The organism is Pseudomonas pharyngis, from assembly GCF_021602345.1.
Taxonomy (GTDB): domain Bacteria; phylum Pseudomonadota; class Gammaproteobacteria; order Pseudomonadales; family Pseudomonadaceae; genus Aquipseudomonas; species Aquipseudomonas pharyngis.
The window spans coordinates 147,682-174,363 of record NZ_BQID01000009.1 but is presented as its reverse complement, the minus strand read 5'-3'; the positions used below and the strand labels follow the sequence as shown (position 1 = coordinate 174,363).

The following is a 26,682-nucleotide window of genomic DNA, read 5'->3' as shown; positions in this document are numbered from 1 at the left end:
CGGTGCTTAACTGAAGCTCTGGCCGATCAAGGAGCCCCGTCATGAACCTGCATCAGTTCGCCGAAACCCACGAAGTCACCAACCAGCCACCGTCGCTGGACGGCACCAACCTGTACCGCATCGACCTGCCATTGCAGGAGTGGTCGCGGCGGTTCGGCGCCGGTTGGGCCGAGTCGCGGATCGACGCTTACGGCGCCTTGGCCGGCGGCCCATTGATGGAGGCCGGGTTCCTCGCCAATCAAAACAAACCGGTGTTCGCCAGCCATGACCGCTACGGTCATCGCATCGATCTGGTGGAATTTCACCCGGCCTATCACGAGCTGATGCGCACCGCTATCGAACATGGCTTGACCTCGCTGCCCTGGGCTCATCCACAGGATGGCGCCCATGTCGCCCGCGCCTCCATGACCTACCTGCACAGCCAGGCCGAAGCCGGCAGTGGCTGCCCGCTGACCATGACCTTCGCCAGTGTGCCGGCGATGCGTTTGCAGCCGAATCTGGCCGAACAGTGGCTGCCGAAAATCCTTGCCACCGAATACGACCCGCGCAATGTCGGCATGGCCCACAAGGCTGGCGTGACCATCGGCATGGCGATGACCGAGAAGCAGGGCGGCACCGACGTCCGTGCCAACACCACCAAGGCTTATCCAGTCGGCGCCAGTGGCCCGGGCCAGGCTTATGAACTGGTGGGGCACAAGTGGTTCTGTTCGGCGCCGATGTGTGATGCGTTCCTGACGCTGGCGCAGACCGACAAGGGCCTGAGCTGTTTCCTGCTGCCGCGCCATCGTCCGGACGACACGCGCAACCAGTTCTACATCCAGCGCCTGAAAAACAAACTCGGCAACCAGTCCAACGCTTCCAGCGAAGTGGAGTTCCGTGGTGCGCTGGCGTGGATGGTCGGCGAGGAAGGACGCGGGGTGCCGACCATCATCGAGATGGTGGCCATGACCCGTTTCGACTGCATGGTCGGCTCCAGTTCGCTGATGCGTCAGGCGATGACCCAGGCCAGTCATCACTGCGCCCATCGCAAGGTCGGCGGCAAACTGCTCAGCGAACAACCGCTGATGCAGAACGTGCTGGCCGATCTGGCGCTGGAAAGCGAAGCCGCGCTGGCTCTGAGCCTGCGCATGGGCAAGGCGCTGGATCATCTGGACGACGGCCATGAAGCGCAGTTTGCCCGACTGGTGACTGCGGTGGGCAAGTACTGGATCTGCAAACGTGCGCCGGGGATGATCAACGAAGCCGCCGAGTGTATGGGCGGCGCCGGGTATGTCGAAGACAGCATTCTGCCGCGTCTGTACCGCGAAGCGCCGGTGAACTCGACGTGGGAAGGCTCCGGGAACGTGCAATGCCTCGACGTGCTGCGCGCCTTGTCGAAAGAGCCGGGCGTGCTCGATGTGTTGTTCAGTGAGTTGGGCGATGGCCATGGCGACAAGCGACTGGCCGCGCACATCCAGCAATTGCAGGCGCAGTTCAAGGACACCAGTGACATTCAGTACCGCGCTCGGCAATTGACCGAAGACATCGCTTTGGGACTGCAAGCCAAGCTGCTGCTGGAGGCCGGGAATTCGGCGGTCAGCGATGCTTTTATCGCCAGTCGCCTGAGCGGTGGCGGTCGGGCCTACGGCGCGTTGCCGCGTGGGCTGGATGTCGAGGCCATCGTCGCTCGCTCGACACCGCAGGGTTTCTGAAGCAAATCTCCCACACACTGCAAAACTCTGTGGGAGCTGGCTTGCCAGCGATGACGGCCTGTCAGTCAAAATCGATGTTGAATGTGATGGCCTCATCGCGGGCAAGCCCGCTCCCACAGGGATCTTCATTGTTTGAAAGATTAGGGTGAACCCACAACGCCACTGTTTCCGTGACGCCACGATGCAGGCAAGATGAAGCTCTGCAAGTCAGAACACAGGAAGCTGATCGTGACCGAAGCGTTTATTGTCGTTCAAACCGCCGAACAGGCCGTGGATCGTCTGGCCGAGCTGCATGAGCGGGCCACCACGGCGCTGAACTCGGCGCTCAAGCGTTATCTCAAGGATCGCGTCGAGCCCGACGCCGAGCAACGTGCCCTGTTCCGTTATCCCGAACTGCGTCTGACCTACCACTGCCAGGGTGAAGTCCCGCAGACCACCCGCGCCTACGCCAAGGTGCAGTTGCCGGGCACCTACAGCGTGACCGTTACCCATCCGAAGGCGTTTCGCAAATACCTGCTCGAGCAACTCACGCCGCTGATGCACGACTTCACCGTGACTGTCGAAGTCGGAGTCAGCGGGCAGAACATTCCGTACCCGTACGTGGTCGAGCAGGGCGATGAACTGGCCGGCTCCGGTGTCACTGCCGCCGTGCTGGCGCGAGTGTTCCCGAGTACCGACCTGTCCGCCGCCACCGATGGCATCGCCGATGGCCTCTACGACTGGGAAAACACCGATCCGCTGCCGCTGGCGCTGTTCGATGCAGCCCGCGTTGATTTCTCGCTGCGTCGTCTGGTGCACTACACCGGCAGCGACTGGCGCCATGTGCAGCCGTGGATCCTGCTGACCAACTACCATCGTTATGTCGACCAGTTCATCGTTCATGGCCTGGAGCAACTGCGCCGCGACCCGCGTTTCGTACGCATGGTGTTGCCGGGCAACGTGATCATCGAAAAAGGCATGGACCACGGCGAAGCCTCGGCGATTGCGGCCGGCGTGGTCTGGCACCGCTACCAGATGCCGGCCTATCACCTGATCGCCAGCGATGGCCACGGCGTGACCTTGGTGAACATCGGCGTCGGCCCGTCCAACGCCAAGAACATCACCGACCACCTGGCCGTGCTGCGTCCGCATTGCTGGCTGATGATCGGTCACTGCGGCGGCCTGCGTCAGTCGCAGACCATCGGCGACTACGTGCTGGCCCACGCTTATATGCGTCGCGACGGGATCCTCGACCGCGTGGTGCCGCCGAACATTCCGATTCCGGCGCTGGCCGAAGTGCAGCTGGCGTTGCAGCAAGCGGCAGCCAACATCACCGGCGAGAAGGGTGAAGAGCTGAAGAAGCGCCTGCGCACCGGCACCGTGCTGACCTACGACGACCGTAACTGGGAGTTGCGCTGGGCCCAGGAGCGACCGCTGATCAACCTGTCCCGCGCCGTGGCGGTGGACATGGAAAGCGGCACCATCGCCGCCCAGGGTTATCGCCTGCGAGTGCCGTACGGCACGTTGCTGTGCGTTTCGGACAAGCCGCTGCACAGTGAGATCAAGCTGCCGGGTTCGGCCAACGCGTTTTACGAACGTGCGGTCAGTCAGCACTTGAAGATCGGCATTGAAGCGGTGGATCTGCTGCGCACCGAACTCAACTCGCTGCACTCGCGCAAACTGCGCAGTTTCGACGAACCGCCGTTCCGCTAACGGTTAGTCGTGGTCATTTGGCGGTCGGGGCACTAGCATTGTCAGCCCTGATCGCCAAATGCCTGTGCACTTATGTCCCGTCCCCAACGTCCGCCTTCCCGCCGCCCCGGCGCGAAGCCAGCTTCTTCAGCCCCGCGCCGTGTCGCCAAGGCACCGCCCGCTGAGCCGAAGCTGATCCTGTTCAACAAACCGTTCGATGTGCTGACGCAATTCAGTGACGGTGAAGGGCGGGCGACGCTCAAGGATTACATCGACATTCCGGGCATCTACCCGGCCGGACGGCTGGACCGCGACAGCGAGGGTTTGCTGCTGCTGACCAACGACGGCCAGTTGCAGGCGCGGATCGCCGACCCCAAGCACAAGCTGGCGAAAACCTATTGGGTGCAGGTCGAAGGCGTGCCGACGGCCGAGCAGTTGCAGCGCCTGCGTGACGGCGTCGAGCTGAATGACGGCATGACCTTGCCCGCGCAAGCGCGACAACTGGATGAGCCCGAACTGTGGCCGCGCAATCCGCCGGTACGCTTTCGCGCAACGATTCCGACAACCTGGCTGGAGCTGGTGATTCGCGAAGGGCGCAACCGCCAGGTGCGGCGGATGACGGCGGCGGTGGGGCTGCCGACGTTGCGGCTGGTGCGGGTCAGGATTGGTGACTGGACGATCGAAGGGCTCGATCAGGGCCAGTGGAAAGAAGTGCCGGCGCGCTTATAAGGCGCCGGACTCGATCAGGCCGATCACCACGCTCTTGATGATGAACGCGGCCACGCCCAGGCCCAGCACGAAGAACAGAATGAACGAGCCGAAGCGCCCGGCCTTGGACTTCTTCGCCAGATCCCAGACGATGAAACCCATGAAAATGATCAGGATGCTGACAAGGCCAGTCATCATCCACTCTTCAAATACTGCTGGATCCATCGGGTTCTCCGGCACGCACGGGGCTAAAAGGGCGCGGCGAGTATACGCCAAGGGGGGCGGGGTGGCATTGATCTGGGTCTGATCCGACGACTGGCCCTCACCCTAACCCTCTCCCGGGGGGAGAGGGGACTGACCGAGGTGTCTGGCGTCATACATCGACCTGAAATTTCCAGTCGATTATGGATTCACAGCAGGGCGTTCAGGTCGGCGTACTTCTCGAGCAACCCACCGTCGGCCCCCTCTCCCTACGGGAGAGGGCTGGGCGGGCGGCGTTCCGATGAGGGCAGCTCTTGATCAGCTACGCAGATGCGTGAGAGGCAATTCGGTGCTATTGAGCACCTGATTCAGCACAAAACTCGAGCGCACGCTGGTCACGCCTTCGATGCGGGTCAGATGCCCCAGCAGCAGCTTCTGATAGTGATCCATGTCCGGCACCACCACTTTCAGCTGATAGTCGGCATCCACCCCGGTCACCAGGCTGCATTCCAGCACTTGCGGCAAAGTGCGGATTGCGGCTTCGAAGTTCTCGAAACGCTCCGGCGTGTGCCGGTCCATGCCGATCAGCACGTAGGCGGTCAGGCTCAGGCCGAGCATCTTGCGATCGAGCAGGGCAACCTGACGGGAGATGTAGCCGTCATCCTCCAGTTGCTTGACCCGGCGCGAGCACGGGGAGGGCGACAGACCGATGCGCTCGGCCAGTTCCTGGTTGGAGATGCGGGCGTCGCGCTGCAATTCCGCCAAAATACTCAGGTCGTAACGGTCGAGTTTGCTCATCAAACGGTCCCTTGTCTTAACTATTGCGGCGGATTATCTATCCAGGGTTAAAAATTGCGCAAGTGATGTTTATTTGAGCAATCTTCGCAATCATCTGTCGCGGCTCCGGGCCTATTCTTATCACCAGAATCACTGCTCGGTAACACAGTCCACTGCGGCCCGCCCAATCCGGCCCGCCGCGGCCGCCACCCCCACAGGGGTTGTGCCGGCCCCCGAGCTGCACACTGTCCAGAAGACGGCGTGAGGTGAGCCGACGTCAAAAGCGTCGAGCCAGGACGAAGTTCTCTAGAAGGGAGGCCGACGGGTCTCCCTTTTTTCTTGCCCGCGATTTGGCCCATCTCGCTCAATAAATAAATGACGTGACTGATAACCTGTAGCAGAACCCGGTGTGTCTATTCCCGGTCTTAACTACACGCCCTCTTAATTTCAGGCCCTGGTCCGCAGTGAGGAATTCCATGAAGTCGCGCATCTGGCGTCTGGCCAGTGTTGGTTTGCTGTGTGTGAGTGTCGGTGCGCAAGCGCTGGCGGATGAGCCGCAGAATCGCGGCCCCGACGGCGGCGGACGCGGGCCGGAGCATCAGGGTAACAATCAGGGCCATGGCGGCGGCAATCAGCAGCGCGGCCAAGACAATCCGCAGCGGCAGAACAACGACATCATCCGTGGCGACAACAGCCGCCAGTTCGAGCACAACGGCCAGCAGAACCGCGGCCAACCGAACAATGGCCAGTGGCAGAACCAGAACCAGTCACGTCCGGCCTACAACCCCAACCCGGTGCGCCAGCCGCCACCGCCGCCGCAACTGCCGGCCAATGACCTGCCGATCCAGCCGCGCCCCGACACCGTGCGCCAGACCCAGGAACCTCGTCAGGGTTACTACCGCGACGAGCGCCCGCAGAACGGTTATCACCAGAACTGGCAGACCGGCAACCGCCCCAACGACAACCGCTGGCCGGGTCGCCCCGACGGGCATGGCAACGGCTGGGGCCCCGGTCCGCAATACCGGCCGGGTCATGTAATCGATCGTTTCCCGGATCGCGACTACCGTGTGCCGTATCGCGGCCAGGACTATTTCTACTCCGGCGGCTATTGGTATCGCCCGCAAGGCCCGCGCTACATCGTGGTTCAGCCGCCGCGCGGGATTCGCATCCAGTACTTGCCGGATTACGCTCGTGAGGTGTGGATCGGCGGTTCGTTGCTGTTCCTCGCCGCCGGTTCGTACTACGCCTATCAGGAAGCGACGCAGGATTACGTGGTGGTCGAACCGCCGGTGCAGCAGCCACCGCAGCCGACCGGCAATGGCTATGACGTGGAGGCCTATCCGGCCAACGGCCAGTCACCGGAGCAGGTTCAGCGCGACGGCTACGAGTGTTATCAGTACGCGGTGCAGCAGAGCGGCTTCAATCCGCGCACCGCGACTTACCAGCCGGCGCCCGAAGTGGTGCAGGCCTACCGTCAGGCCCAGGGCAATTGCCTGAGCAGTCGCGGTTATCAGGTCAACTACTGAGCCCGAGCGGCTTTGACCACTTCCTGCGGGTCGGCGTGCACCAGCACTTCGGCCCGTGGGTAGGCTTTGTGAATGGCATCTGCTGCCTGATCGCTGATGCCGTGAGCCACTGACAGCGTCAGTTCCCCCGGCAGTTCCAAGTGCAACTGCACGAACCAGTGATTGCCGGAAATCCGTGTGCGTAAATCATGCGCGCCCAACACGCCCGGTACGCTGCAGGCCAGTTCGAGCATGTGCTGACTGACATCCGCCGGCAGCTCTTCATCCATCAGCACCGAAAAACTTTCCCGGGCGATCTGGATCGCGCTCCACAGAATGTAGGCCGCGATCCCCAGACCGAACCACGCATCCAGCTGATCGAAACCCAAACCGGCCAACACCAGCGCAATCAGAATGCTGCCGTTAAGCAACAGGTCCGAACGGTAATGCAGCGAGTCCGCCCGCACGGCGTTGGAGCCGGTCTGCTTGATGACCCGATGCTGCAGCATCAACAGTGCGACAGTCAGCAGCAGGGAAAATACGATCACACCAATGCTCAGCCACGGCGCGCCGAGTGGCTCGGGATGTTTCAGGCGCTCATAAGCCTGAAACGCGATCAGCACCGCACTGCCGCCAATGAACAGCGCCTGCGCCATGCCCGCCAGGGATTCGGCCTTGCCGTGCCCATAACGATGATCGTCATCCGCCGGGCGCAGTGCGTAATGCACCGCCAGCAGATTGAGCAGCGAGGTGACGCCATCGAGGGCCGAGTCGGTGAGGCCGGCGAGCATGCTCACCGAACCGCTCAGCCACCAGGCGATGGCTTTGGCGATGATCAGCGTACAGGCCACCGCCACCGAGGCGCGGGTCGCCAGCCGCAGCAGGCGGGCGTGTTCGGTGCTTGTGGTCATGGGTGCGTCAATTCCTTATGCGGCAGGTTGCAGGCCGAACATCGCCAGTTGCTGGGTGCTGCCCTTGTGCTGGATCAGGCGCGGGTCGTCCAGCGGCAGGTTGCGGCCCAGTTCCGTTTCGAGAATAGCCTGCAACTTCAGGTTATCGACCTGGCCGTCCGGGCCGATGGCTTGCTTGAGCTTGGCCGGATCGACTTGCGCCGTGTGGCCCGGTTCGAAGTAGATCGCGCCAGTGGCGAAGTCCACGGCAAACGCGATTACGCCAGGAAGGATATAGAACAGCAGGCCCACGGCATCGAGCACGGCGATCGCCGGGTCGATCTTGCCGTCGATCTGGCCGCGCCGGTCTGGGTAGAAAATCGAACCGCACGCGGTGATCTGAGTGAGCAGGGTGGCAACCAGTACACCGCCGATCAGGCGAAAAGGTAAGCGCATGGGAATCTCCTGAGTCATCTGTTAACGAAGCGTCATCGTGTGAAGTTAAGACCCTGACGAACGCCTGGCAGTTCGCCGTTATACTCGGCCCTCTGTTTTGGAGCCAGCATGAATTCGTTGCCGATCGATGACGTTTTACCCGCCCTGCGTGAAGCCCTCGCGACACGCCACGAAGCCGTGCTCGAAGCACCGCCCGGCGCCGGTAAAACCACCCGCGTGCCCTTGGCCCTGCTCAATGAAGCGTGGCTGAACGGGCAGACCATTCTGATGCTCGAACCGCGTCGGCTGGCCGCCCGCGCAGCGGCGGAACGGCTGGCGAGCGAGCTGGGCGAGAAGGTCGGTGAAACCGTCGGTTATCGCATCCGCCTCGACAGCAAGGTCGGCCCCAACACCCGCATCGAGGTGGTCACCGAAGGCATTCTCACCCGGCGCTTGCAGGACGACCCGGCGCTGGAAGGCGTGGGTCTGCTGATCTTCGACGAATTTCACGAACGCAGCCTCGACGCCGATCTGGCGCTGGCGCTCAGTCTGAACGGTCGCGAGCTGTTTCGAGCTGAACAACCGCTGAAGATTCTGCTGATGTCCGCCACCCTTGAAGGTGAACGTCTGGCCGGGCTGCTCGACGACGCACCGATCCTGCGCAGCGAAGGCCGGATGTTCCCGGTGACGATGCGCTGGGGCCGGCCGTTCCAGCCCGGCGAATACATCGATCAACGCGTCACGCAAACGGTGCTCGAAGCCCTGCATGATGAAACCGGCAGCCTGTTGGTGTTTCTGCCGGGGCAGGCGGAAATCCGCCGGGTTCATCAGCAGTTGGCGGACGCCATCGGTGAGCGCAGCGATGTGTTGCTCTGCCCGTTGCACGGCGAACTCGACCTGAACGCGCAACGTGCCGCCATCGACCCGGCCCCGCCGGGCCAGCGCAAAGTGGTGCTGGCCACCAACATCGCCGAGACCAGCCTGACCATTAACGGTGTGCGCGTGGTGATCGACGCCGGGCTGGCGCGGGTGCCGCGTTTCGATCCGGGCAGCGGCATGACCCGCCTCGACACTCAGCGCATCTCGAAGGCCAGTGCCACCCAGCGTGCCGGCCGGGCCGGGCGTCTGGAACCGGGCGTGTGTTATCGCCTGTGGTCGCAGGATCAGCATGAACAACTGGCGGCTTATGGCAGCGCGGAAATCCTCTCGGCGGATCTTGCGGGCCTCGCCTTGCAACTCGGGCGCTGGGGTGTGGCGCCGAGTGATCTGATCTGGCTGGACGTGCCGCCGGCCGCCGCTTATGCACAGGCTCAAGACCTGTTGCAGCGCCTCGGTGCGCTGGACGGCGAAAGCCTCAACCGCCACGGTCAGGCCATGGCTGAATTGCCGGCACATCCGCGCATCGCCCATTTGCTGTTGCGCGGTCAGGCACTGGGATTGGCAAACATGGCGTGCGACGTCGCCGCGTTGCTCGGCGAGCGCGACATTTTGCGTGGCGCCGGGGCCGATCTGCACAGTCGTCTGGCGCTGCTGTCCGGCGAAGAGCGCGCGGCTCGTGGTGCCCAGGGCGGCGTGCAGCGTGCCCGGCAACTGGCGCGGCAATATCGCGGTTACCTGCGCGACAAGGCGAGCGAACCGGTCGCCGACCCGGATCACCCACGCTGGCTCGGCGCCTTGCTGGCGCTGGCCTACCCGGATCGCGTCGCCCAGCAGCGACGGGCCGGTGGTGCCGAATATCGTCTGGCCAACGGTCGCGCGGCGCTGTTCGCCGAAGCCGACAGCCTGATGAAGGAACCGTGGATCGTCATCGCCGACCTCGGCAGCCGCCAAGGCCAGCGTGAAGAGCGGATTTATCTGGCGGCGGATTTTGATCCGGCGCTGTTCGATTCGGTGCTCGCCGAACAGGTGCACAACGTCGATCAACTGGACTGGGACGAACGCGAAGGCGTATTGCGCGCCGAGCGTCAGCGCAAGGTGGGCGAACTGATCCTCAGCCGCGAACCACTGACCGGTCTCGACGAAAACGCCCGCAGTCAGGCACTGGTCAATCTGGTGCGGCGCAAAGGTCTGGAGCTGCTGCCGTGGACTCCGGAACTGCGCCAGTGGCAGGCGCGAGTCGCGTTGCTGCGCCAGCTCGATCTGGACGCCAAGGGCGACAGCCAATGGCCGGATGTCAGCGACGCCACACTGCTGAAAACCCTCGAAGACTGGCTGATGCCTTACCTGGGCAAGGTTTCGCGCCTCAGCCATTTCGCCAACCTCGACCTGTCGAGCATCGTCCGTAATCTGCTGCCGTGGCCGCTGCCGCAACAGCTCGACGAGCAGGCGCCGCATCACCTGAGCGTGCCTTCGGGCTCGTCGATTCGCCTCGACTACAGCGAGCAGCCACCGATTCTCGCCGTGCGCTTGCAGGAGTTGTTCGGCCTCGCCGACACACCGCGCATCGCCGGCGGCCGGCAAGTGGTCAAGTTGCACCTGCTGTCGCCCGCACGGCGCCCGGTGCAGGTGACGCAGGATCTGGCCAACTTCTGGCGCAGCACTTATGCCGAGGTTAAGAAGGATTTGAAGGGACGGTATCCGAAGCATTACTGGCCGGATGATCCCCTGGTGGCTGAAGCCACTGCTCGGGCAAAACCACGGGGCACGTAACAGACGGCATTCAGGTAGGCCTTCCATCTTCCTCAATTATGCGTAATTATTTCTTTATTCATAAATTATGTATTTTGACATAAAGGCTCATAATGACCCCGGAAACCAAGGACTCGCTGCTCTTCCCTCGCACCAACCTGGCTGAAGGAATCCTGGTCACTTTCGAGTCACGCCTGCAGAACGCCGCGACGATATTCGCACCTCGGCGCAAGGGCAAAACCACCTTTCTGATCAACGATCTGATACCGATTGCCAAGGCACACGGCTTTATTGTTGCAACAGCAGACCTGTGGTTTGACAAGGCGCATCCTGAGCGGGTGATCGCGGGTGCGTTGTATGAGGCCATCCACGGCGCAGGTTTTTTGCGACGCAACTGGCTGAAGCTCATGCGACCGGGGTCTCTGGTCCAGTCGGTGGAGGCCGGTGCCAGTACCGACGGCGTAACAGTGAAGGCCGAGCTGGCGAAGGAAGGCGGACTGAACCTGATCGAGCTCTTCGAGCGCTTCCGGATACTCGGTAACGGCAAGGCGCTGCTGATCATCGACGAGGTCCAGCATCTGGCGAGCCGGAAAGAATTCGAAGACTTGACTGCTACGCTCCGTTCGCTATTGCAGCAGGCGCACGGTGAAGTCTTTGCAGTATTTACAGGGTCCTCCCAGGATGGCCTGCATCGAATGTTTCGACGTACCAAAGCTCCGTTCTATCAGTTCAGCCACGAGATCCAGTTTCCTAACCTTGGCCTGGAATTTGTCCAGCATCTGGGCCAGCGGTTCCAGGAAATCACCGGAAGGGAGTGGGAGGTAAACGCCGCTTTCGAGCGTTTCGCTGCCCGGGGATATATGCCCAAGTACATTCGCGACGTATTCCTGCTGTGCCTCACTGAGGGACTCAGCGTGCGAGATGCAGACCATCGAGCCTGGAGCACCATGACGGACGAAGGCAACTTCGAGAACCTGATCCTGGAGATGGCACCTTTGGATTTCACAGTACTTATCGGGCTGGTGAGGGGCCTTCCCATTTTTTCTACCGAAGGACGCGAGTGGATTGGCAGCGAGATGCCTGGTGGCCACGTGCCCAGCGCGGCGACGGTTCAGACTGCCTTGAAGCGCCTGCAACGCCGCGACCTGGTCGGCAACCTCGGGCATGGTGAGTGGGCGATTGAAGACATTGCCATGGAAGGTTACTTGCGTCGGAACTTCGTTGAAATTGACCCTCAACTCGGTACGGAAAACGATCAATAGGTTTTTTGGGGACTGGTGTAAGCCTTCTGGCGACAGCCTGAGGCCTATAAAAAACTGGGTACCAAAAGATCGCAGTCTGCGATCTTTTGGTTTTCATCGGCTGGCCTTCGCGGTCAGCTGCTCCCGACAATAATCGGCAAACAACTGCGCCGGTTTGGTCAACTGTCCGCGTTTGAGCCACGCGGCCACCAGACCTGACCCGGTGACGTCTTCGACGATGTCGACACACACGACTTTCTTGCCATCGTAGGTGCATTCCGAATGCGGGCGGGTGACCAGGATCGAGAAGCCGAAACCCTGGCCGACCATGCCGCGCACCATTTCGATCGACGGCGAGCTGAACTCGATGCGCGGCGACAGGCCGAGTTCTTCGAACAGGCTGACGAAGTAGGTGCGGCTCGGTTGCACGTCGAGCAGGATCATCGGCTCCAGGCACAGGTCTCGCAGCGAAACCTGTTTGAGCTGGGCGAAGCGGTGATCCGCCGGCAGCAAGGCGTAAGGCCGCTGGGCCGGCATCAGCGGTTCGGTTTCGATGGTGGCGTCGAGGTCGTGCTTGTACAGGATTGCCAGGTCGAAGGTGCCCGAGGTCAGGCCTTGCACCAGTTCCTGTTGTTCGCCGTCGCGGATGCGGATCTTCACCCCGGGATACAGCGCCGAGAAGCCGGCAATCAGTTGTGGCAAGTACAGCGGCGCGACGGTTTCGAAACAGCCGATATCGATCTGCCCGGCCACCACGTCGTTGTCGGCGAGGGCATTCTGTTCGAACTCCTTGGCCATGCGCAGCAGTTCCTGAGCCTTGCGGAAGAACCGCGCACCGCTGGGTGTCAGGGACACGCCCTGGGCGTGATGGCGGATCAGCAGTTGCACGCCGAAGCTGTCTTCCAGCCCCTTGATCGCCGTGGAAATCGCCGGTTGCGCGATGTACAGCTTGCGCGAAGCCTCGGCGACGCTGCCGCATTCGACGGTGGTGATGAAGTATTTCAACTGACGCAGGTTGTAAGCGGCCACGGTGAACCTCAAAGCGAACGGATTCCACATCCAAGCAATTTGTACGCCGCCGGCCTCCGTTCTGTCGGCGGTTTTTTTGTCCCTGAACAATAGCCCCATACGCGCGCGAAGGGGCCATCGGCTGGTTACCTTTTTTATTGTCTGCGAAGACATTTTTACTGGTTTTAGCTCGCACGGGCCTGAGCGACTATCGACTGCGCAGTGTTCGCAAAAGAATAAAAGTCCAAGGAGCAACCACCGTGTTCGAGCTTGCAGACTGGCAGCGCAAGGCCGCTGAATTGAGCTATCCGTACCAGGCCGTGATCGACGGCAAATTGCGTGCGGCGCAGTCGGGGCAGACCTTTGCCGCGATCAACCCGGCCACTGGCCAGCTGCTGGCAAACGTCGCCGCGTGTGGTGAAGAGGATGTCGACGCGGCGGTGCAGAATGCGCGGCAGGTATTCGAAGCAGGCACCTGGGCCGGGCGTTCACCGACCGAGCGCAAGCAAGTGCTACTGCGGCTGGCGGATCTGATTCTGGCCAATCGCGAAGAACTGGCGCTGCTCGATTCGCTGAACATGGGCAAACCGGTGATGGACGCTTACAACATCGACGTGCCGGGCGCCGCCGGGGTGTTCCGCTGGTACGCCGAAAGTCTCGACAAGCTCTACGATCAGGTCGCGCCAAGCGCATCGAACGTACTGGCGACCATCACCCGCGAAGCGCTGGGCGTGGTCGCGGCTGTGGTGCCGTGGAACTTCCCGCTGGACATGGCCGCGTGGAAGCTCGCCCCGGCGCTGGCGGCGGGCAACTCGGTGATTCTCAAACCCGCCGAACAATCGCCGTTCTCCGCGTTGCGTCTGGCCGAGCTGGCGCTGGAAGCCGGGCTGCCGGCCGGTGTGCTGAACGTGCTGCCGGGGCTCGGCGAACAGGCCGGCAAAGCCTTGGGCTTGCACCCGGATGTCGATTGCCTGGTGTTCACCGGCTCGACCCAGGTCGGCAAATATTTCATGCAGTACTCCGCGCAGTCGAACCTCAAACAAGTGTGGCTGGAGTGTGGCGGCAAGAGCGCCAATCTGGTGTTCGCCGACTGCAAGGATCTGGATCTGGCAGCGCAGAAAGCCGCGTTCGGGATCTTCTTCAATCAGGGCGAAGTCTGCTCGGCCAACTCGCGATTGCTGGTAGAGCGCTCGATTCATGACGAGTTCGTCGAGCGGCTGAAGGCTCAGGCCGAGCGCTGGCAACCGGGCGATCCGCTGGACCCGGCGAGTGCGGCCGGGGCAATCGTCGATACTCGTCAGACCGAAAGCATTCTGCGCTTCATCAACCAGGCCGAACGCGAAGGCGCGACCCGCGTCTGCGGCGGGCGGCAGCTGAGTTTCAACGGTTCGGACAACTTCATTCAGCCGACGATTTTCACCGGCGTGCAGCCGCACATGACCCTGTTTCGTGAAGAAGTGTTCGGCCCGGTGCTGGCGGTGATTCCGTTCGATGACGAGGCCCATGCCGTGCAACTGGCCAACGACAGCGTCTACGGTCTGGCGGCGTCGCTGTGGACCGATGATCTGCACCGCGCGCACCGGGTGGCGCGGCAATTGCGAGCCGGTACGGTGTCGGTCAACAGCGTCGATGCGCTGGACGTGACCGTGCCGTTCGGCGGCGGCAGGCAATCGGGTTTCGGCCGCGATCTGTCGCTGCACTCGTTCGACAAATACACCCAGTTGAAAACCACCTGGTTTCAACTGCGCTCATGACAGCCGCTCACAACAAGAAAGGAGATCCGGCGATGACCACCTCACGTGAAACCCGCGACTACCAGGCCGCCGATGCAGCGCACCACATTCATGCGTTCGTCGACCAGAAGGCCCTCAACGACGAAGGCCCACGGGTGATGGTGCGCGGGGAACGCCTGCACCTGTGGGACAACGACGGTCGGCGCTACCTCGACGGCATGTCCGGGCTGTGGTGCACCAACCTCGGTTACGGGCGCAAGGATCTGAACGCCGCCGCGAGCCGGCAACTGGAGCAGTTGCCGTACTACAACATGTTTTTCCACACCACCCACCCGCAGGTGATCGAGCTCTCCGAGCTGCTGTTCAGCCTGCTGCCGGGGCACTACAGCCACGCGATCTACACCAACTCCGGCTCCGAGGCCAACGAGGTGCTGATCCGCACCGTGCGCCGTTACTGGCAGGTGCTGGGCAAGCCCGAGAAGAAAATCATGATCGGCCGCTGGAACGGCTATCACGGTTCGACCCTGGCGGCGACGGCCCTCGGCGGCATGAAGTTCATGCACGAAATGGGCGGCATGATTCCCGACATCGCACACATCGACGAGCCGTACTTCTTCGCCCACGAAGGCAACCTGACCCCGGCGGAATTCGGCCTGCGGGCGGCGCAGCAACTGGAAGCGAAGATCCTCGAACTGGGCGCCGACAAGGTCGCCGGGTTCATCGCCGAACCGTTCCAGGGCGCGGGCGGGATGATCTTTCCGCCGGAAAGCTACTGGCCGGAAATCCAGCGCATCTGCCGCCAATACGACGTGCTGTTGTGCGCCGATGAAGTGATCGGCGGCTTTGGTCGCACCGGCGAATGGTTCGCCCACGAATACTTCGGTTTCGAGCCGGACACCCTGTCCATCGCCAAGGGTTTGACCTCCGGTTACATCCCGATGGGAGGCCTGATCCTGTCGAAAAAAATGGCCGACGTGCTGGTGGAACAGGGCGGTGTGTTCGCCCACGGCCTGACCTATTCCGGGCACCCGGTGGCGGCGGCGGTGGCGATTGCCAACCTCAAGGCCCTGCGCGATGAAGGCGTGGTGACGCGGGTCAAGGATGACATCGGCCCGTACCTGCAACAGTGCCTGCGCGAGGTGTTCGGCAATCACCCGTTGGTGGGCGATATCCAGGGCACCGGCATGGTCGCGGCGTTGCAACTGGCCGAAGACAAGGCCACGCGCAAGCGCTTTGCCAATGAGAACGACATCGCCTGGCGCTGCCGCACGATTGGTTTTGAGGAGGGGGTGATCATTCGCTCGACACTGGGGCGGATGATCATGGCGCCGGCGTTGATTGCCAGTCGTGAAGAGATCGATGAGCTGGTGGGCAAGACCCTGAAAGCGCTGGATCGTACGGCGCAGGAGTACGGTCGGCTCTGAGGTATTCGTAGGGCTCAAGGGCCCCATCGCGAGCAGCCTCGCTCCCACAGTGGACCAGCGTCGTACACAAAATTTGTGAGCGATACCGTCCCCGTGGGAGCGAGCCTGCTCGCGATTGCGTCAGTCGACTCACCACTGTTTTAGCTGTCTTGCACCCCCTCCGTGCACCCCCGTCCGACGCGCCCTTTCGCGGTGCGCACTACCCAGTTTTTTCATCGTTCGCGTCTAACTATTTCCTCGTTTTCCTGAGGCCAAGCCTGGGTCAACATCGATTTCGCCAGCCAAGGCATTGCCCGCCAGAGTCCAGCAGAGACCGCAGCGTGCATCCGCGCCGACGAGGCTGGCCGTACTGCCCATGACAACTAAATCAACAGCGTTGGGAGTGCTCCATGAACAAGTCCTTGTTTACCCGTCTTGCAGGTCCTCTGGCGTTTTCCGCCCTTTCCGTCACCGCCGCTCAGGCTGGCACCTTGTCGATCGGCCACACCACGTGGGTCGGTTACGGCACCCTGTACCTGGCCCAGGATCTGGGCTACTTCAAGGAGAACGGCCTGACCGTCGAATTGCCGGTGGTCGAAGAGGCTTCGATGTACATGGCCGCCCAGGCGTCCGGGCAATTGTCCGGCTCGGCGTCGACCATCGACGAAGTGCTGAAGTACCGCCCGCAGTTCTGCTTCAAGGCCGTGGCCGCGCTGGATGACAGCCATGGCGGCGATGGTGTGCTGGTCGGTAAAAACGTGAAGAGCCTGCAAGAACTCAAGGGCCAGGCCGTGGCCGTCAACGAAGGGTCGACCTCGCAGTTCTGGCTGTCGTACCTGCTGAAAAAGAACGGCATGAGCATGAGCGACATCACCGTGCAGAACATGACCGCCGATGATGCCGCCACCGCGTTCATCGCCGGTCGCGTGCCGGCCGCCGTGACCTGGGAGCCGCACCTGTCGATGGTGCGCGACAAGCAGCAGGGCAAGGTGCTGATCGACAGTAGCAGTACGCCGGGGGTGATCGTCGATGTGGTGGCGCTCAATTGCACGGTGATCGAGAAGCAGCCGGAAGACGTCAAGGCGCTGGTCGCCGGTCTCTACAAAGCGGTGCAGTTCACCAAGGACCATCCACAGAAAGCCTACGAAATCATGGCCAAGGGTGTCGGCGGTTACCTGTCCGATCCAAAGGAACTGGCCGCCGCTGCGCAAGGCGTGCGCTTCTACGATCAGGCCATGAGCGAAAAACTGCTCGGCTCGCCGGGCAAGCCGGGTGACAGCGCACCGCTGATCAAGCTGGCCAACGAAACCGCCAGCGAATTGCAGGGCAAGCCCTACAACGTCAGCAACGACGATCTGGTGGATAACCGTTTCGTCAGCCCGCTCTAGGAGACTGCTCATGTTCAAGCGCAATTCATGGCTGAGCCGTTGCATTACGCCGAAGACCGGCTTGCCGGTGCCGGTGGTGTGGAGCGCCAGCGGGCTGGCCTGGGTGTTGCTGGTCGGCCTGTGGGCCGGGTTGTCCTACGGCGGCATCGTGCCGGGGATGTTCCTGCCGACGCCCGGCGCGGTGGTGGAAGCCGCCGTGCGCCTGAGCCGTGACGGCACCTTGGGCCAGCATGTCTGGGCCAGTGTCGAAGTGGTGATGGTCGGTTTCATCGTGTCGTCGCTGGTGGCGGTGCCGCTGGGTTTGTTGATGGGCAGCTTCCGCATCGTCCAGGCGTTCCTCGAACCGCTGGTGAATTTCATCCGCTACCTGCCGGTGACCTCGTTCGTGCCGCTGTTCATCCTGTGGATCGGCATCGGTCTGGAGCAGCGGGTGTCGGTGATCATTTTCGGTGTGTTCTTCCAGCAACTGGTGATGATCGCCGACGTGTCCAAAGGCATTTCCAAGGACTTGATCAACGCCTCCTACACCCTCGGCTCGAACCGGCGTGACGCGGTGCTGCATGTGATCGCCCCGGCGTCGTTGCCCGGCGTGCTCGACACCTTGCGGGTGACCATGGGCTGGGCCTGGACCTATCTGGTGGTCGCCGAACTGGTCGCCGCTTCCAGCGGTCTCGGTTACTTGAGCCTCAAGGCCATGCGCGGCTTTCAGGTCGATGTGATTTTTCTCGCCATCGCGATCATCGGCCTGCTCGGCCTGGTCACCGATCAACTGTTCCGCTTCTTGCGTTTGAGGATTGCCGCATGGGCTCAGTAACCGCTGCCAACCGTCGTTTCATCGAGCCGGTCGCTGCACCGGCCCACGCCGCGCCAAGGTTGCAGGTGGACAATGTCAGCCTGCGTTACAGCAAACCCGGCGGCGGTACATTCACCGCGTTGGAAGAAGTGTCGTTCGAGGTGCCGGATCAGCAGTTCGCGGTACTGGTCGGGCCGTCGGGCTGCGGCAAGTCGAGCCTGCTGTACCTAACCGCCGGCCTGGCCGAGCCGACCTCCGGCGAAATCTACGTCGGCGGCCAGCAAGTGCAGGGCCCCGGCGCGGATCGCGGGATGGTGTTCCAGAGCTACACGCTGTTTCCGTGGCTGACGGTGCGGCAGAACGTCGAGTTCGGCCTCAAGCGACGGGGCATGCCGGCGGCGCGGCGCAAGGAAATCGTCGATCACTATGTGCATGAAGTCGGCTTGTCAGGATTCGCCGACAACTACGCCAAGCAGTTGTCCGGCGGCATGATGCAACGGGTGGCGATTGCCCGGGCATTGGCCAACGATCCGCAGATCCTGCTGATGGACGAACCCTTCGGCGCCCTCGACAGCCAGACCCGCCTGCAAATGCAGCAGCTGTTATTGCGGGTGTGGGGCAACAGCAAGAAAACCGTGCTGTTCGTCACTCACGACATCGACGAAGCAATTCTGCTCGGCGACCGGGTGTATGTGATGGGCGCCAGACCGGGGCGGATCAAGCAGATTCTCGATGTGCCGATCGAGCGCCCACGCACTCTGGACATGGTGATGGAGCGCTCGTTCATCGACATGAAACGGCAGATCTTCGGGCTGTTGCACGATGATCTCGAAGAGACTCATTGAGGTCAGTTGGGCGGCAGGAGGAACTTGGCAATCACCGGCAAATGATCGGAAATGCGCAAGGTATCGTCCTGCCGCACCGTGGCTTCGACCCGTTTGATCTTCGGGCTGTAGAACAGGTAATCGACCGTGCGGTCCGGGCCGTTGAGGCCGGGGTCGTTGGGGTAATGGGTCAGCCACTTGGCGCGGTCGATGCCGCTGGCTTCGTTGTTGGTCGGGATCATCGGGTACTTGTCCCACAGCACATGCAGCGCACTGTCGGCGGAGTACGGCGTGCGCTGCTCGGTGGGCAGGCGCCGGTACTGGCCGAGCGGCAACAGGTTGAAGTCACCGCCGATCAGCCACGGCGTGCCGTGGCTTTCGTGTTTGTCGAGAACCTTGGCCACCGCGGTCACCTGCGCCTGCAAGGTGTCGTCCGGCTGTACGGCGCGATCCAGATGGGTGTTGAACACCACCAGTTGCCCGCCATCGCTGAGCGGCAAAGTGGTGGCGAGCAGCGCATCTTTCGGCTGGAACTGACGGCTGATGAGGTTCGCCGGCTGCACCGGCAATTGCAGGCGCTCGGCGTGTTCGATGCGGTAGCGGCTGAGGGTCGCGAGTTGCCGGCCGACGCTGCCGAAGATGTGCGGTTCCGGGACGAAATCGGCCTTCCAGTCAAAGGCGTGGGCGCTGCACGGGTAGAGGTCGGTCAGGCGTTCCTGCAACAGTTTGAGCTGGTTCTGATAGTCGCTGGCCTTGGCGCCGTCATCCAGTTCCTGCAACAGCACCACGTCGGGCTGTTCGTCGCGGATCACCCGCGCCACTTCATCGAGGCTGAACGCCATGTCTTCCGGGGTCGGGGCTTCGTCGTCGCCTTGCGCCAGGTCATTCCAGAACACGTAGCGCTTGCCGGCCAGGTATTGCACGTTCCAGGTCATGACCTTCAGGGCCTGGCCGGGCACCAGCGTTGGCGGTTGCCCGGAGCAGCTGACCGACAGGGTTTCCCGGGCGTCGGGGCGCCAGGTCAGGCTGTAGATCAGCGTGCCGATCAGGGCGAGGGCGAGCAGTACGGGCAACAGGATGTAGCGCAGTAGACGGGTCATGGCTCGGCTTATAGCGATACGGAAGTGGTCCCGAGCATACCCGAGACCCATCGATCAGCCCAAGCTCGGTGCAGTCAGACTAATCCGTCACGTTTGTCGGGCAATTCGCTGATCAGCATGAACAGGCGGAACAGCACCACGCTGGTGAACAGTTGCAGGAAGCTGTGACCGCTGTCGATCAGCACCGCAATCAACGGATTCTGCGGATCGGGATAGACCTGCAGGGTCAGGCCCTTGAGCAGCCACAGCGGCCCCATTACACACAGGATGCACACCAGAATCCGCAGAAAATGCCCGCGGCTCAGGCGCAGGCTTTCCTTCATCGCCTGCAACGGGCCGTAACCGCGCAGCACCAGCAGGTATTCGCCGAAGGCCAGGGTGACCATCAGCCACAGGCCTGGCAGGAAATACAGCGACAGCCCGAGCAGGATCAACAGCGTGTTCAGCGCAGTCAGCAGGGCAAAGCGCGGCCAAAGACGAGCGGCCATCGCCAGCAGATCGCGGGTTTGCGGGGATTCGCCGCGGGTGCGGGCATCGAGGAAAAGAATCAGCGCGGCGGTGTACAGCGGATACACCAGCAGGCCGACGATCACGCTGATGGCCGAGTAGCCGTCCGGATCGCTGGCATGGTCGACCACCTGTTGCAGCACGGCTTCGACAATCACCAGCGGCAGGCACAACTGGACGATCCGGCCCAGATTGCGTTTGAAAAAATACAGGGAGTCGCGCAGCACATCGAAGGCATTCATCAGTCGGTATCGCAGGTCAAAAACAGTGGCCCACTTTAACCGATGATCCGTTTCGCTGCGCAAACGTAAACGTTCGGTAAAGGTCATTGAAACATTCTGTTGCTGCCTCCATTACAGAGGTGCGCCTTCTCCGACGTGGAGGAGGGCAACGTTATCCCCGGCAATCTACGAGGTCGCCATGAACAGCGAAGAACAAACCCTGATCGATGGACTGTTTTCCCGGCTGCAACAGGCCGAAACGGAGGCAGCCCCGCGCGACGCCCAGGCCGAGGCGCGGATCAAGGAACACCTGACGCGCCAGCCGGCCGCAGGTTATTTCATGACCCAGGCGATTCTGGTGCAGGAGGCTGCCCTCAAGAGCCTCGACGAACAGAACAAACAACTGACTCAGCAGGTCAAGCAATTGCAGGCCGAACTGCAATCGGCCAAGGCGCAGAGCGCGCCGCCGGCCTCCAGCGGCGGTGGCTTCCTGTCGAGCATCTTCGGTGGCAGCAGCTCGCGCCCGGCACCGCCCCAAAGCGCCCCGGCCTCCACCGGCGGTTGGCGTGAACCGGCACCGCAGCAGAATTTTGGTGCACCCGCGCCGCAACAGAACTTCGGCGCGCCACCACCGGGTTATGGCCAGCAACAAGCGGCCCCGGCGGCCGGCAGCAGCTTCCTTGGCGGCGCCCTGAAAACCGCCGCCGGTGTGGCGGGTGGCGTGATGCTGGCACAAGGCATCAGCAGCCTGTTCCATCACAACCAGCAGCCGGAAGAAATCGTCGAAGTCATCAAGGAAGAGCCGGCCCAGGTCAACGACCAGAGCAACAACGGCTGGGGCGATGACCAGCGCATGGCCAACAACGATTCCTACGGTAATGACCAGGGCGGCTTTGCCGACACCGACTACAGCGACGACAACTCATCGTTCTTCGATGACGACGATTCCTTCGTCTGATTCACCATTCGTCCGGGGCGCATGATCGCCCCGGGCCGATTATTCGCGGAACCTTCCTTCGGACTGGCATACTGAGCGCCTTTTTCGGGCCTGGTGCCTGATCCGGCTCATGCGCGTCAGCGCTCACAGGAACTCCGGTGAAAAAAATCGCAGTGTTCGCCGATGTGCAGAACCTCTACTACACCGTGCGTCAGGCCTATGGTTGCCACTTCAACTACGCGGCGCTGTGGGCGGATGTCAGCCAGCACGGGCAGATCGTCGAGGCCTACGCCTATGCGATCGACCGGGGTGACAGCAAACAGCAGCAGTTCCAGCAGATCCTGCGCAACCTCGGTTTCACCGTGAAACTCAAACCCTACATCCAGCGCAGCGACGGCTCGGCCAAGGGCGACTGGGACGTGGGCATCACCCTCGACATCATGGACGCCGCCGACCACGTCGACGAAATCGTCCTGGCCTCAGGTGATGGCGATTTCGACATGCTGCTGGAACGCATCATCAACAAACACGGCGTGCAAGCGGTGGCCTACGGCGTTCCCGGCCTGACCGCCAACTCGCTGATCCGCGCCGCCAGCCGTTATGTGCCGATCGAAGGCGCGCTGCTGTTGAAAAATTGAGCGCAAGCTCAAGACTTGATTTGGACGGAGTACCACCCGGTTTGGAACGCATTGCAGTCATCGACTTTGAAACCACCGGCATCTCGCCCAGCAGCAGCTGCCGGGCCACGGAAATCGCCGTGGTCATGCTGGAAAACGGCCGCATCGTCGAGCGTTACCAGAGCCTGATGAACGCCGGCGTCCGTGTCCCGGCCTTCATCGAACAACTCACCGGCATCAGCAACGCCATGCTGCGCACCGCGCCGTCGGCGGAACGAGTGATGAACGAAGTCAACGAATTCGTCGGCTGCACGCCGCTGCTGGCGCACAACGCCGCGTTCGACCAGAAGTTCTGGGACTTTGAACTGGGGCGGATCAAACGCACCCGTTTGCAGAACTTTGCCTGCTCGCTGCTGCTGGCCCGACGTCTGATGCCGGCGGCGCCGAACCACAAGCTCGGTACGCTCACCACCTTCGCTCAACTGCCGCATACCGGCCAGGCGCACCGGGCGATGGCGGATGCGGAGATGGCGGCGAACCTGATGGCGCATTTGGCTGAAGAGTTGCGGCGCAAGCATGGGGTGCGGGAGCTATCGCACGACCTGCTGTGCAAATTGCAGAAAGTCCCGGCCGCTAAAGTCGGCGAGCACCTCCAGCGCTATCGCTGACTTCAGGTCTCAGGGACCGCAGCCTGAGACAGATCCTGGTTTGACGACTATCACGTAAGAGCTGTCGAAAGGCTGCGAATTTTCTGCGTCAGGCCAGACTGGCAAATTGTTGACTGTCGACTTTGCTCACCGGCATGAAGCCCGTTGTTTTCTTGAAGTTCATGGTGTGCACAAAGTTCTTCATCGAGTCTGAAGGGTCGATGCTTTGCATGTTGAGCTTGAACAGCGTGTCGCGAGAAATAGCGACACTGAGGATAGGTTGATCTTCCAGATGGCCAGTTGCGGAGTTAAGAAGTGAGTCAACGGCAGTCACGATGACCATGCGCTCTGGAAGGATACTGAGCAATTCCTGGCCTACTCGCAGAACGCAGCTACACACATAGTCTTGCAGCAGTTCATTGAACTTGCTGATCGGCATCTTTTTAACGGAGAGTTTCCCACTCTGCAGCAGTGACTTGATCTCTTGGGGAATCACTTTCTCACCATGAACCGAAAGCGTGCATTCAAAGATGCCGGTTTCTCCAACCGAGAAAGTGATGGAGGTGCCGAGGTGTGAGATATCCGTGAAAGGGTTCACTTGCATGACGGCATCAATCTTGGATTGGCCGTTACCGGCGAGCACTCCCGTCGCAAGATCGTAGTCTTCCTGCCATTCGCGGTGCTGCGCTTCCCACTCTTTTAATTCTTCAGCCAGTTTCTGCCTGTCTTTGGCGACTGCTACGGGAATGGCTTCCTCAAGTTTTCTGCGCTTTCTGGCTTCCAGTTTCAATGTGCGAGCAATGAAGCCCGGTTTGTAGCTGGAGTGTTTCTCTCTGGCATGGATTTCATGCGTATTGAGCTCTACGGGTTTGATCGGTGCCGGTTGGCTAACGAACTCACCCCAGTTGATCTGTTCACCACAGTCCTTGTGCACTGAAAGCAACAGTTCAATGTGGTTTTCGTAGACTTCAACTTCATGCGCAGCCTGCTCGCGAGCCTCCATTCTCGCGAACTCTTTCTGTCGTACTTCCAGTTCACGTTGGCGTCGTTTCGAATTTCGTTCGGCTCTTCGCGCTGACGCTTGCATCGAGCGTAGGGTTCCCTTCCAAGTCATCGCTGAGTTCCTCTCTTTTTTTTATTGAATTCTGTTTTTTCGAGCGCCGAAGATCGACCTTTTGCAGGACATTATCGGTCGCATCTGGCGGTGTCCATAGACCACGGAAATCTCGTGTACATAGGCTGTTTAGCCGTGTGTAGCGTTTGTCGAAGTGTCCTACCGAATGTTAGGGATAATCTGTCTTGAGCTCCAACAAGCCCACCGATAACCTCTGTTCGTCGCTGCCAATTCAGCGACCGGGACTGCAAGCCCGCCGATAGTTTGTTAGGAGACCACTGGCAAACCTATAATCGCGTCGCTTCAATTAGCGACCACGATTAATGGTAGCTGTGTGCGGGAGACCTTCGGGTCTGCCGAGGTCTCCTACTCGGTCTTGCAGACCCGTGCACAGCTGCCACCCATCATCTGCAAGTGATGCTGGCAGCTCCGATATTCAAAAGGAGATTTGTCATGGTCAAGGTTGTCCCCACGCACGCTGAAGGTTTCGGTTCAGCAATCACCCGTGAAACGCCAATTCACCCCCAGTCGTTCATTCGCCATCACATTCAATTGAGGGCCACTCTGCAGCATGCGGAAGCCTGGTTCTGCGCCCGAGACGTTGGTCGTCTAATGGGGATGGAAATCAACGCGCGACAAGTGCTCAAGCTGGATGAGGACCAGCGGCAGATGATGTATCTGTCCGGAGACGACGGTGCTCAAGAGACGTTGATGCTGAGCGAGTCCGGGGTTTACGCAATGCTGGTCTATCACTACTGCCCGGAAAACCGTCATCTGCGTCGTTGGCTGACGCATCAGGTAGTGCCAATGCTTCATCAGGAATCGAAGTCAGTTTCTGGCCCTCATGTACGTTTGATGAGTTTTGCGGGCGAAACGTTGAAGCTCCTCCACTGGCGAAACGAGCCGTGGGTGCGCATGCGAGATATGCCGTATCTGGTGACACAGGAAGGGCGGGGCTACTGTTGAGGGCTTTCCACTGATTCAGCGATCAGAGATTGATTGCTGATCTGGTCAGTTGTCTGCGGGAGCGAGCCGACTCGCTCCCACAGCAGATTCGGGCACACCTGTATTTACTTGCCGTTGCCCTCGATATGCCCCAGCGGCACCCGCTTCTCTATCGCACTCGACAACACGATCGACGTCTTGCTGAACCCGAATTTCGCCACCCGGTTGATCAAATCTTCCAGCTCCGGCATCGAACCCACCGCGGCCTTCATGATCACGCACGGATCGCCCGTCACTCGAAAGCACTCGGTCAGTTGCGGAATTTTCACCAGTTCGTCGTAGACCTTTTGACTGCCGTTCTGGTGGAGGCGCAATTCGATCACGCACTGGATCGGCAAGCCGATTTTCGACAGGTCGATGTTCGCCTGATACCCGGTGATTACTCCGGCTGCCTCGAGTTTGGCCACGCGTTCGGCGACGGCGGGGGCTGAGAGGTTCACTTTGCGGGCGAGGTCGGCGTAGGACGCGCGACCGTTTTCGAGCAGGGCGCTGAGCAGCATGCGGTCGTATTTGTCCAAGGTCGGACTCCTGAAAATGCCAGACTTTCGAAATCGCGGTTTTGGCCGTCGATCTCCGTGTTATCAAAAGTGTACCGGCGCTATAAACAGGTTTTGTAACTTATTTTTAGCGGTTGGCCTTTCTAGAATAACCCATCCCCTGAGTCTGACTTTCGAGCTGCCCATGTCTGCCTTGCGCCGTTTTTCCCTGCCCTTGATCGCTGCGTTTTTTGCGTTGTACGTGATTTGGGGATCGACCTATCTGGTGATCCGCATCGGCGTCGAGTACTGGCCGCCGCTGATGCTCGGTGGCGTGCGCTTCGTGATTGCCGGCACTCTGATGTACGCGTTCCTGCGCTGGCGCGGTGCACCGGCGCCGACCTGGGCGCAGTGGAAGGCGGCGGGGATCATCGGGATTCTGTTGCTCAGCTTTGGCAACGGCGCGGTGACTTTGGCCGAGCACAGCGGCGTGGCGTCGGGTGTTGCTGCGCTGGCGGTAGCGACGGTGCCGCTGTTTACCTTGCTCTGCGGTTATTTCTGGGGCGCGCGCAACACTCGCCTGGAGTGGGCCGGGGTGGTGATGGGGATTATCGGTATCGCGATGCTCAACATGGGCTCCAACCTGCAATCGAGCCCGCTGGGCGCGGCGTTGCTGATTTTCGCGGCGGCGAGCTGGGCGTTCGGTTCGGTGTGGAGCAAGCACCTGCCGCTGCCTCAGGGCGCAATGGCCAGTGCCGTGGAAATGCTGGTCGGCGGCGTGGTGCTGTTGATCGGCAGCGCGGCCAGCGGTGAACACCTGCAGGCCATGCCGCCGCTGGAAGGCTGGCTGGCGCTGGCGTACCTGATCTTCTTCGGCTCGATCATCGCGTTCAACGCTTACATGTATCTGTTGAAAAACGTTCGTCCGGCGGCAGCCACCAGTTATGCCTACGTCAACCCGGCGGTGGCGGTGTTGCTGGGGATCGTGTTTGTCGGCGAGACCATCGGCATCGAAGAAGCGCTGGCAATGCTGGTGATCATCGGCGCGGTGGTGCTGATCAGTCTGCCGCAGTGGCGGCGTCCGGCGCGGTCGCCGGTGGTCAGCGAGCCGGCTGCCGCAGCGAAGGTCATAGCGACGGAGCAGCGTGCGAATTAGGGTAAA

Annotated in this window: 25 protein-coding genes; 16 read left to right on the top strand and 9 right to left on the bottom strand. The window is 61.3% G+C overall.

What is annotated here, in order from left to right; all coding sequences use genetic code 11:
- Nucleotides 1-41 precede the first annotated feature (41 nt).
- The 3 genes from L6D74_RS19510 (at nt 42) to L6D74_RS19500 (ending at nt 4,091) form a co-directional block, all read left to right on the top strand.
- Nucleotides 42-1,691: an acyl-CoA dehydrogenase family protein gene (locus L6D74_RS19510; RefSeq protein WP_236190095.1), complete on the top strand. Its 1,650-nt coding sequence runs from the start codon at nt 42-44 to the stop codon at nt 1,689-1,691.
- Nucleotides 1,692-1,883: 192 nt separating this feature from the next.
- Nucleotides 1,884-3,383, top strand: a complete 1,500-nt coding sequence (amn, locus tag L6D74_RS19505) for an AMP nucleosidase (protein ID WP_011336076.1) — start codon at nt 1,884-1,886, stop codon at nt 3,381-3,383.
- A 72-nt stretch (nt 3,384-3,455) separates the two neighbouring features.
- Complete coding sequence (locus tag L6D74_RS19500; protein ID WP_085612563.1) at nt 3,456-4,091, top strand: pseudouridine synthase; 636 nt, start codon at nt 3,456-3,458, stop codon at nt 4,089-4,091.
- Here L6D74_RS19500 and L6D74_RS19495 read toward each other — a convergent pair.
- Nucleotides 4,086-4,295: a DUF2788 domain-containing protein gene (locus tag L6D74_RS19495; protein ID WP_003228500.1), complete on the bottom strand. Its 210-nt coding sequence runs from the start codon at nt 4,293-4,295 to the stop codon at nt 4,086-4,088. The two genes, L6D74_RS19500 and L6D74_RS19495, sit on opposite strands and share 6 nt — an antisense overlap.
- 294 nt (nt 4,296-4,589) lie before the next feature.
- Entirely contained in the window at nt 4,590-5,069 is a 480-nt protein-coding gene (locus L6D74_RS19490; RefSeq protein WP_007909658.1) for an Lrp/AsnC family transcriptional regulator, read from the bottom strand.
- A gap of 455 nt (nt 5,070-5,524) precedes the next feature.
- Between L6D74_RS19490 and L6D74_RS19485 the strand changes: the two genes are divergently transcribed.
- Nucleotides 5,525-6,574 carry a DUF6515 family protein gene (locus L6D74_RS19485; protein ID WP_236190094.1) on the top strand — a complete coding sequence of 350 codons (1,050 nt, stop codon included), beginning with the start codon at nt 5,525-5,527 and terminating at the stop codon, nt 6,572-6,574.
- Here the strand turns inward: L6D74_RS19485 and L6D74_RS19480 are convergent.
- Together L6D74_RS19480 and L6D74_RS19475 are read right to left on the bottom strand one after the other, a co-directional pair.
- Nucleotides 6,568-7,464 (bottom strand): cation diffusion facilitator family transporter, encoded by an 897-nt coding sequence (locus L6D74_RS19480; protein WP_134333476.1) that lies wholly within the window; start codon nt 7,462-7,464, stop codon nt 6,568-6,570. The two genes, L6D74_RS19485 and L6D74_RS19480, sit on opposite strands and share 7 nt — an antisense overlap.
- Nucleotides 7,465-7,479: 15 nt before the next feature.
- On the bottom strand, nt 7,480-7,899 hold the full coding sequence (locus L6D74_RS19475) for a hypothetical protein (RefSeq protein ID WP_039771823.1): 420 nt from the start codon (nt 7,897-7,899) through the stop codon (nt 7,480-7,482).
- Between the two features lie 108 nt (nt 7,900-8,007).
- Here L6D74_RS19475 and hrpB point away from each other — a divergent pair, with 108 nt between their 5' ends.
- Both hrpB and L6D74_RS19465 read left to right on the top strand, forming a co-directional pair.
- Nucleotides 8,008-10,527 (top strand): ATP-dependent helicase HrpB, encoded by a 2,520-nt coding sequence (gene hrpB / locus L6D74_RS19470; RefSeq protein ID WP_236190093.1) that lies wholly within the window; start codon nt 8,008-8,010, stop codon nt 10,525-10,527.
- Nucleotides 10,528-10,619: 92 nt separating this feature from the next.
- Nucleotides 10,620-11,768: an ATP-binding protein gene (locus L6D74_RS19465; RefSeq protein WP_236190092.1), complete on the top strand. Its 1,149-nt coding sequence runs from the start codon at nt 10,620-10,622 to the stop codon at nt 11,766-11,768.
- A 93-nt stretch (nt 11,769-11,861) separates the two neighbouring features.
- Here the strand turns inward: L6D74_RS19465 and L6D74_RS19460 are convergent, their stop codons facing one another.
- Nucleotides 11,862-12,776: a LysR family transcriptional regulator gene (locus L6D74_RS19460; protein WP_007958716.1), complete on the bottom strand. Its 915-nt coding sequence runs from the start codon at nt 12,774-12,776 to the stop codon at nt 11,862-11,864.
- A 239-nt stretch (nt 12,777-13,015) separates the two neighbouring features.
- Between L6D74_RS19460 and L6D74_RS19455 the strand changes: the two genes are divergently transcribed.
- From L6D74_RS19455 to L6D74_RS19435, 5 genes are all read left to right on the top strand, one after another.
- Nucleotides 13,016-14,509 (top strand): aldehyde dehydrogenase, encoded by a 1,494-nt coding sequence (locus L6D74_RS19455; protein ID WP_236190091.1) that lies wholly within the window; start codon nt 13,016-13,018, stop codon nt 14,507-14,509.
- Between the two features lie 32 nt (nt 14,510-14,541).
- A complete protein-coding gene (locus L6D74_RS19450; protein ID WP_039771816.1) occupies nt 14,542-15,912 on the top strand; it encodes an aspartate aminotransferase family protein in 1,371 nt (456 codons plus the stop codon).
- A 389-nt stretch (nt 15,913-16,301) separates the two neighbouring features.
- Nucleotides 16,302-17,279: an ABC transporter substrate-binding protein gene (locus L6D74_RS19445; RefSeq protein WP_236190090.1), complete on the top strand. Its 978-nt coding sequence runs from the start codon at nt 16,302-16,304 to the stop codon at nt 17,277-17,279.
- A gap of 10 nt (nt 17,280-17,289) precedes the next feature.
- Nucleotides 17,290-18,093, top strand: coding sequence for an ABC transporter permease (locus L6D74_RS19440; protein ID WP_007958721.1), 804 nt, complete (start codon nt 17,290-17,292; stop codon nt 18,091-18,093).
- Nucleotides 18,081-18,917 (top strand): ABC transporter ATP-binding protein, encoded by an 837-nt coding sequence (locus L6D74_RS19435; protein WP_236190088.1) that lies wholly within the window; start codon nt 18,081-18,083, stop codon nt 18,915-18,917. The genes L6D74_RS19440 and L6D74_RS19435 overlap by 13 nt, the downstream gene beginning before the upstream one ends.
- 2 nt (nt 18,918-18,919) lie before the next feature.
- Here the strand turns inward: L6D74_RS19435 and L6D74_RS19430 are convergent, their stop codons facing one another.
- On the bottom strand, nt 18,920-19,996 hold the full coding sequence (locus L6D74_RS19430; RefSeq protein ID WP_236190086.1) for an endonuclease/exonuclease/phosphatase family protein: 1,077 nt from the start codon (nt 19,994-19,996) through the stop codon (nt 18,920-18,922).
- Nucleotides 19,997-20,070: 74 nt separating this feature from the next.
- The gene (locus tag L6D74_RS19425) at nt 20,071-20,745 is read right to left on the bottom strand and encodes a YciC family protein (protein ID WP_218190803.1); all 675 of its coding nucleotides are present in this window, start codon (nt 20,743-20,745) and stop codon (nt 20,071-20,073) included.
- A gap of 178 nt (nt 20,746-20,923) precedes the next feature.
- On the opposite strand from L6D74_RS19425, the gene L6D74_RS19420 reads away from it, so the two are divergent.
- The 3 genes from L6D74_RS19420 to L6D74_RS19410 all read left to right on the top strand — a co-directional run bounded on the left by L6D74_RS19420 (nt 20,924) and on the right by L6D74_RS19410 (nt 22,946).
- A complete protein-coding gene (locus tag L6D74_RS19420; RefSeq protein WP_236190084.1) occupies nt 20,924-21,682 on the top strand; it encodes a DUF2076 domain-containing protein in 759 nt (252 codons plus the stop codon).
- A 137-nt stretch (nt 21,683-21,819) separates the two neighbouring features.
- On the top strand, nt 21,820-22,299 hold the full coding sequence (locus tag L6D74_RS19415) for an NYN domain-containing protein (protein ID WP_007958730.1): 480 nt from the start codon (nt 21,820-21,822) through the stop codon (nt 22,297-22,299).
- Nucleotides 22,300-22,340: 41 nt separating this feature from the next.
- Nucleotides 22,341-22,946 (top strand): 3'-5' exonuclease, encoded by a 606-nt coding sequence (locus tag L6D74_RS19410; RefSeq protein ID WP_236190083.1) that lies wholly within the window; start codon nt 22,341-22,343, stop codon nt 22,944-22,946.
- 88 nt (nt 22,947-23,034) lie between these two features.
- Here L6D74_RS19410 and L6D74_RS19405 read toward each other — a convergent pair whose 3' ends face one another.
- Nucleotides 23,035-23,928 carry a hypothetical protein gene (locus L6D74_RS19405; RefSeq protein WP_309295711.1) on the bottom strand — a complete coding sequence of 298 codons (894 nt, stop codon included), beginning with the start codon at nt 23,926-23,928 and terminating at the stop codon, nt 23,035-23,037.
- Between the two features lie 564 nt (nt 23,929-24,492).
- Between L6D74_RS19405 and L6D74_RS19400 the strand changes: the two genes are divergently transcribed.
- Nucleotides 24,493-25,005: a BRO-N domain-containing protein gene (locus L6D74_RS19400; protein ID WP_236190081.1), complete on the top strand. Its 513-nt coding sequence runs from the start codon at nt 24,493-24,495 to the stop codon at nt 25,003-25,005.
- 104 nt (nt 25,006-25,109) lie between these two features.
- On the opposite strand, the gene L6D74_RS19395 is transcribed toward L6D74_RS19400, so the two are convergent.
- Entirely contained in the window at nt 25,110-25,562 is a 453-nt protein-coding gene (locus tag L6D74_RS19395; protein WP_179693647.1) for an Lrp/AsnC family transcriptional regulator, read from the bottom strand.
- A gap of 163 nt (nt 25,563-25,725) precedes the next feature.
- Here L6D74_RS19395 and yedA point away from each other — a divergent pair, with 163 nt between their 5' ends.
- Nucleotides 25,726-26,676, top strand: a complete 951-nt coding sequence (yedA, locus tag L6D74_RS19390) for a drug/metabolite exporter YedA (protein WP_039771798.1) — start codon at nt 25,726-25,728, stop codon at nt 26,674-26,676.
- The last annotated feature ends 6 nt before the right edge of the window (nt 26,677-26,682 follow it).

What these genes read in the sequence shown, in the direction of transcription:
- L6D74_RS19490 (WP_007909658.1), bottom strand. Translation starts at nt 5,069, where the DNA reads ATGAGCAAACTCGACCGTTACGACCTGAGTATTTTGGCGGAATTGCAG.
- amn (WP_011336076.1), top strand. Translation starts at nt 1,884, where the DNA reads ATGAAGCTCTGCAAGTCAGAACACAGGAAGCTGATCGTGACCGAAGCG.
- L6D74_RS19450 (WP_039771816.1), top strand. Translation starts at nt 14,542, where the DNA reads ATGACCACCTCACGTGAAACCCGCGACTACCAGGCCGCCGATGCAGCG.
- L6D74_RS19485 (WP_236190094.1), top strand. Translation starts at nt 5,525, where the DNA reads ATGAAGTCGCGCATCTGGCGTCTGGCCAGTGTTGGTTTGCTGTGTGTG.
- L6D74_RS19440 (WP_007958721.1), top strand. Translation starts at nt 17,290, where the DNA reads ATGTTCAAGCGCAATTCATGGCTGAGCCGTTGCATTACGCCGAAGACC.
- L6D74_RS19420 (WP_236190084.1), top strand. Translation starts at nt 20,924, where the DNA reads ATGAACAGCGAAGAACAAACCCTGATCGATGGACTGTTTTCCCGGCTG.
- L6D74_RS19425 (WP_218190803.1), bottom strand. Translation starts at nt 20,745, where the DNA reads ATGAATGCCTTCGATGTGCTGCGCGACTCCCTGTATTTTTTCAAACGC.
- L6D74_RS19400 (WP_236190081.1), top strand. Translation starts at nt 24,493, where the DNA reads ATGGTCAAGGTTGTCCCCACGCACGCTGAAGGTTTCGGTTCAGCAATC.
- L6D74_RS19475 (WP_039771823.1), bottom strand. Translation starts at nt 7,899, where the DNA reads ATGCGCTTACCTTTTCGCCTGATCGGCGGTGTACTGGTTGCCACCCTG.
- L6D74_RS19405 (WP_309295711.1), bottom strand. Translation starts at nt 23,928, where the DNA reads ATGGAGGCTCGCGAGCAGGCTGCGCATGAAGTTGAAGTCTACGAAAAC.
- yedA (WP_039771798.1), top strand. Translation starts at nt 25,726, where the DNA reads ATGTCTGCCTTGCGCCGTTTTTCCCTGCCCTTGATCGCTGCGTTTTTT.
- L6D74_RS19430 (WP_236190086.1), bottom strand. Translation starts at nt 19,996, where the DNA reads ATGACCCGTCTACTGCGCTACATCCTGTTGCCCGTACTGCTCGCCCTC.
- hrpB (WP_236190093.1), top strand. Translation starts at nt 8,008, where the DNA reads ATGAATTCGTTGCCGATCGATGACGTTTTACCCGCCCTGCGTGAAGCC.
- L6D74_RS19445 (WP_236190090.1), top strand. Translation starts at nt 16,302, where the DNA reads ATGAACAAGTCCTTGTTTACCCGTCTTGCAGGTCCTCTGGCGTTTTCC.
- L6D74_RS19480 (WP_134333476.1), bottom strand. Translation starts at nt 7,464, where the DNA reads ATGACCACAAGCACCGAACACGCCCGCCTGCTGCGGCTGGCGACCCGC.
- L6D74_RS19435 (WP_236190088.1), top strand. Translation starts at nt 18,081, where the DNA reads ATGGGCTCAGTAACCGCTGCCAACCGTCGTTTCATCGAGCCGGTCGCT.
- L6D74_RS19495 (WP_003228500.1), bottom strand. Translation starts at nt 4,295, where the DNA reads ATGGATCCAGCAGTATTTGAAGAGTGGATGATGACTGGCCTTGTCAGC.
- L6D74_RS19500 (WP_085612563.1), top strand. Translation starts at nt 3,456, where the DNA reads ATGTCCCGTCCCCAACGTCCGCCTTCCCGCCGCCCCGGCGCGAAGCCA.
- L6D74_RS19510 (WP_236190095.1), top strand. Translation starts at nt 42, where the DNA reads ATGAACCTGCATCAGTTCGCCGAAACCCACGAAGTCACCAACCAGCCA.
- L6D74_RS19465 (WP_236190092.1), top strand. Translation starts at nt 10,620, where the DNA reads ATGACCCCGGAAACCAAGGACTCGCTGCTCTTCCCTCGCACCAACCTG.